This is a genomic window from Moorena sp. SIO3H5 (genome assembly GCF_010692395.1).
Classification (GTDB): domain Bacteria; phylum Cyanobacteriota; class Cyanobacteriia; order Cyanobacteriales; family Coleofasciculaceae; genus Moorena.
In genome coordinates this window covers 1-4,498 of record NZ_JAAHHS010000526.1, presented here as the reverse complement: position 1 = coordinate 4,498, position 4,498 = coordinate 1, and the positions used below count along the sequence as shown (strand labels likewise).

General features: G+C 45.7%; 5 protein-coding genes. 4 read left to right on the top strand and 1 reads right to left on the bottom strand.

From position 1 onward, the window contains the following. The 4 genes from F6K52_RS32825 to F6K52_RS32810 form a co-directional block, all read left to right on the top strand. Nucleotides 1-969 (top strand): DUF4350 domain-containing protein (locus F6K52_RS32825; protein ID WP_293088754.1); only part of this gene is annotated, 969 nt, incomplete at its 5' end. A 4-nt stretch (nucleotides 970-973) separates the two neighbouring features. Continuing rightward, a complete protein-coding gene (locus F6K52_RS32820) occupies nucleotides 974-1,114 on the top strand; it encodes a hypothetical protein (RefSeq protein WP_293088752.1) in 141 nt (46 codons plus the stop codon). After that, the gene (locus F6K52_RS32815; RefSeq protein WP_293088750.1) at nucleotides 1,104-2,054 is read left to right on the top strand and encodes a MoxR family ATPase; all 951 of its coding nucleotides are present in this window, start codon (nucleotides 1,104-1,106) and stop codon (nucleotides 2,052-2,054) included. The genes F6K52_RS32820 and F6K52_RS32815 overlap by 11 nt, the downstream gene beginning before the upstream one ends. A 31-nt stretch (nucleotides 2,055-2,085) precedes the next feature. Further along, nucleotides 2,086-3,492, top strand: coding sequence for a DUF58 domain-containing protein (locus F6K52_RS32810; RefSeq protein WP_293088747.1), 1,407 nt, complete (start codon nucleotides 2,086-2,088; stop codon nucleotides 3,490-3,492). A 257-nt stretch (nucleotides 3,493-3,749) separates the two neighbouring features. Here the strand turns inward: F6K52_RS32810 and F6K52_RS32805 are convergent. After that, on the bottom strand, nucleotides 3,750-4,498 hold a 749-nt coding region (locus tag F6K52_RS32805), incomplete at its 5' end, for a stage II sporulation protein M (RefSeq protein WP_293088745.1).

Here is a 4,498-nt window from a genome sequence, read left to right as displayed (position 1 = left end):
GCTTACATGGCAAAACGAGGAACTCCTGTACAGCGTTGGCAAAAACCCTTTGAGGATTTAGCGAATCAGACCGATGCTCAAGGTTCGGTTACCTTATTGCGTGTCACTAGTTGGTTGACAGTAGATGCTATTTATGGTAAAGAGCGAGAATGGATTAAACAGGGCAATAGGATGGTGATTTTGGGAGTCAAGCAGCCGGTGACAGACGCTGATTTTAGTACTCTCCAAGAGGCTTCAACAGGAAAGGTTAAGGTTAACACCAGGCGGCGATACAAGGGTAATCAGGGGAAGAAAATTTTAAGCGATCGCTTTGGTGCGGTGGTTTGGGAAAAGCCTATTGGTGATGGTAGAGTTATCTTTGCCACTACATCCGATCTTGCTGCCAATGCCTATCAGGACTTTCCGGCTAACTATGAATTATTAGCCCAACTGGTTACTCCCTTGAAAGCAGAGGAGAATCTAACTAACCAAAATCCCGTTTGGGTCGATGAATACCTCCATGGTTACAAAGATGTAGATGTGATCAAGCGAGAGGTCGGTGAGACTCTATTCAGTTATTTAGCGAAAACCCCTCTGTTGCCAGCCTTGATCCAAGGATTAATCATTCTTCTGGTTGCCATCTGGGCTCTGAATCGCCGCTTTGGACAACCATTGACCCTATCTGAACCAGTGGTGGATAACAGCGAAGCCTACATCCGAGCATTAGCAGGTGTTTTGCAAAAAGCAGGCAGCAGTGAGTTTGTGTTGGAAGTTGTAGGAAAAGACGAACAACTGCAACTGCAAAAAGCACTAGGATTAGGACAGACTCTGCTTGAGGAGCAAGATCTAATTGATGCTTGGGTTGAGCAAACTGGACGTCCAGCTACAGAACTGAAACAATTGCTGGAAATTCAATCTAGTAAACGTCGTATTAGGGAGTCAGACTTACTAAAATGGTTGGGAAAATGGCAGAAAATTCGTATTGATTGATGCGATGATCACAACTGCCCAATTGCGTAAACCACCGCATATCAAGCTAACTAATCCCAACCCCAATCAACCAGAGTTTGCCCATGCTATTGTGGTACCACGAAAACTGTCCCACAGGATAGCTAATCAACCAAATGACCAATGATATCCCTGTCTTGAACCGCCTCAAGCAAACCCTTGGCAAAATAATTGTCGGTCAATCGACCCTAGTCGAACAGTTACTCGTAGCGTTGCTTAGTGGTGGACACGTGATTATTGAGGGGGTGCCAGGAACCGGTAAAACCTTGCTTGTCAAAGTTTTAGCAAGGCTAATCCAAGCCGAATTTCGGCGGATTCAGTTAACCCCAGATATTCTACCATCGGATATTTTAGGAACTAATATCTTTGACCTGAATACCCGCAACTTTACCCTCAAAAAAGGACCAGTCTTTACTGAGATTTTGCTAGCTGATGAAATCAACCGCACCCCACCCAAAACCCAAGCAGCGCTGCTAGAGGCAATGGAAGAGCAGCAAGTCACTTTGGACGGGGAAACCTTGCCTCTATCTGAATTATTTTGGGTGATTGCTACCCAAAACTCTCTAGAATTTGAAGGCACCTATCCCCTACCAGAAGCTCAGTTAGACCGATTTTTATTCAAGCTGGTAGTGGATTACCCAGACGCGGCGGCAGAAAAGCAAATGTTGCTCAATACTGAGAAAGGATTTCGTGGACGCCGTTTGGATTTAGAACGTCTGAAAGCTCTAGCAACTCTAGAACAAATTTTTAGTGCTCGTCAAGAGGTTAAAGCTGTCCAAGTAGACGAGAAGGTGCTGGATTATTTGCTAGCCTTAGTTCAACAAACTAGGCAAAATCCTGATTTAGCCTTGGGAGCCTCCCCAAGAGCTGCTGTAGCTTGGTTACAAACCAGTAAAGCCCAAGCTGTGTTATCAGGACGGGATTATGTGACACCGGATGATGTAAAAGCGATCGCACTCCCTCTACTCCGTCACCGTCTGATTCTGAAACCAGAGGTGCAGTTAGATGGGTTACAGATCGATGGAGTAATTGCTTCATTACTCAAGCAAGTTCCAGTGCCTAGGTGAGTGGGTCAGCACTCAGCACTCAAAAAAAACTATGATTCCCTCAAAACGAACCTATTTACTGTTAATAGTAGGTATTGCGATCGCATTATTACTCGCTACTGTTTTTAATCAACAAATCAGTCTAATTACTACTTTTGTCTTTGATGGCATTGTCCTTGGTTTAGCCTTATGGGATGGAAAACGGGTCAAACCTAACCGAGTGAAGGTAACCCGCACCCCTTTACAACGGTTATCCATTGGGCGAGATAATCTGATTGTGCTGTCAGTGGAATCTAGAAATCAGGTTGCTCGAATTCTGATTAAAGACTACTATCCATTAGAGTTTGCTGTTTCCACCCCAACTATCGCTGCTACCCTTGACCGGAATAGTAACAAGGAACTAACCTATACAGTTCACCCAGCCAAACGAGGTCAGTTTCACTGGGGAGATATTCACGTGCGCCAGTTGAGTCCTTGGGGCTTGGTGTGGGATGATTGGAAAATCCCAGGGAGTCAGAACGTAGCAGTTTATCCAGACTTAGTCAGTTTGCGATCGCTTTCTATTCGCCTGACCCTGGAAAATACTGGTACCATGCGCCGTTCCCGAAACTTGGGTGCTGGCACAGAATTTGCTGAACTGCGGGACTATGGCATTGGTGATGACACTCGCCTGATTGATTGGAAAGCCACGGCTCGCCGCTCTCGCCCTTTAGTCAGGGTGCTGGAACCGGAAAAAGAGCAGACTTTGATTATATTACTGGACCGGGGACGGTTGATGACTGCACAGGTACTTCAACTGAAGCGGTTTGATTGGGGATTGAATAGTACTCTAGCCCTAGCATTAGCTGGATTACATCGGGGCGATCGCGTAGGTATCGGTGTCTTTGATCGAGACATAACCACCTGGATTCCACCAGAACGGGGTCAACATCAACTATCGAAACTCATAGAACGCCTCACTCCGATTCAGCCAGTGTTATTAGAACCAGACTATTTTGGTGCTGTTACAAAACTCGTGAATCAGCAAACTCGTCGTGCTTTAGTCGTACTGATTACAGACATCGTGGATGTTACTGCTTCCGCTGAATTGCTAGCAGCCCTAGAACGCCTCACCCCTCGCTACTTACCGTTTTGTGTAACCATTCGAGACCCCCTTGTTGACCAATTGGCGCACACTCCCCCTAATACCGCTCAGTTAGAGAAAATTCCCAGTCAAGACCAGCTTTGGGAGAACGGATACCAGGTGCAAGGGAGAAAGAGAATTAGTATTGATCTCAACCCTGACCCTGGGCAAGCCGCTTATACCCGTGCTGTGGCTCTGGATTTACTTGCCCAGCGCCAAGTTGCCTTTGCCCGCTTGAAGCAAAAAGGAGTTTTGGTCTTGGATGCACCAGCGAATCAGATTAGTCAGCAATTGGTTGAGAGCTACTTACGAGTTAAAGCTCGGAATCTACTCTGAAGTATCCTCGACTAACATAGCGTCTGTTGCCCAAATGAGCCTTTATCACAGATAAAGTTTGCAGCAACCCAGGCATGAATCAGCCTTTTCTAGAGTGATTTATTGACCAGACTGATAATTTATGTTGACCCTTTGTTTTTGCACAAATTTGACTTCAAAGGTGACTTTCAGTCGAGTCTAATTACTATTAGTATAGCGCTTCTTATCTTGTAAGTATATCGCTAAATGCTTACATTTTTCCTGAGCTAATTTATGGGCTAAACCTGACCCTCAACTTTCCGGCTACTACAATAGATAACTAGAAGGGTAAACAGTCCGATTCCAACCAAATACTTGAGGAATGATGGCACTAAGGGACTGGGAGATAAAAACCCTTCAATAATACCAGCAATAATCAACATCGGCACAATCCCAAACATCAACTGAGCCGCTTGGGAGCCATAAAATTTCAATGCATCTACCCGGCGATATTGGCCTGGAAACAGAATTGCTCTAGCGATGAGTAAACCAGCCCCACCAGCAAAGAAGATAGCGGGTAATTCCAGGGAACCATGGGGAAACACAAATGCCCAGAAGGGATAAGCTAAGTTATTTTGACCCACTAAGGTGCCAATGGCACCAATCAGTATTCCGTTGAATGCCATGACATATAGGGTAAAGGCACCGCAGGTAATCCCACCAGCCACTGCCCGAAAGCATACCGATAGATTGTTAATCATAATGCCACTGGAGGCTAAGGGTTTCATGCCCAAAATCGAACCCATCCACAATTGCTGGCGATCGCGTACTTGTTCAATTAACTGTTCCGGAACCACCAGGGACATAAACACTGGATCTTGCCAAGCCAACCACCAGGAAATTAAGACCCCGAGGAGAAACACTGCTGTTGCGATCGCAATATAACTCCACGTCTGTTGCACTATAGCAGGGAAACCCCAGCGACAAAACTCCCCTAAGCCTTGCCAGTCTTGACGGCGAGAACCTTGATAAATCTGGTTATAGCCCA

Bases quoted from the DNA above. Each gene is read 5' to 3' on its own strand.
- F6K52_RS32810 (WP_293088747.1), top strand. From the start codon at position 2,086: ATGATTCCCTCAAAACGAACCTATTTACTGTTAATAGTAGGTATTGCG.
- F6K52_RS32815 (WP_293088750.1), top strand. From the start codon at position 1,104: ATGACCAATGATATCCCTGTCTTGAACCGCCTCAAGCAAACCCTTGGC.
- F6K52_RS32820 (WP_293088752.1), top strand. From the start codon at position 974: ATGATCACAACTGCCCAATTGCGTAAACCACCGCATATCAAGCTAACT.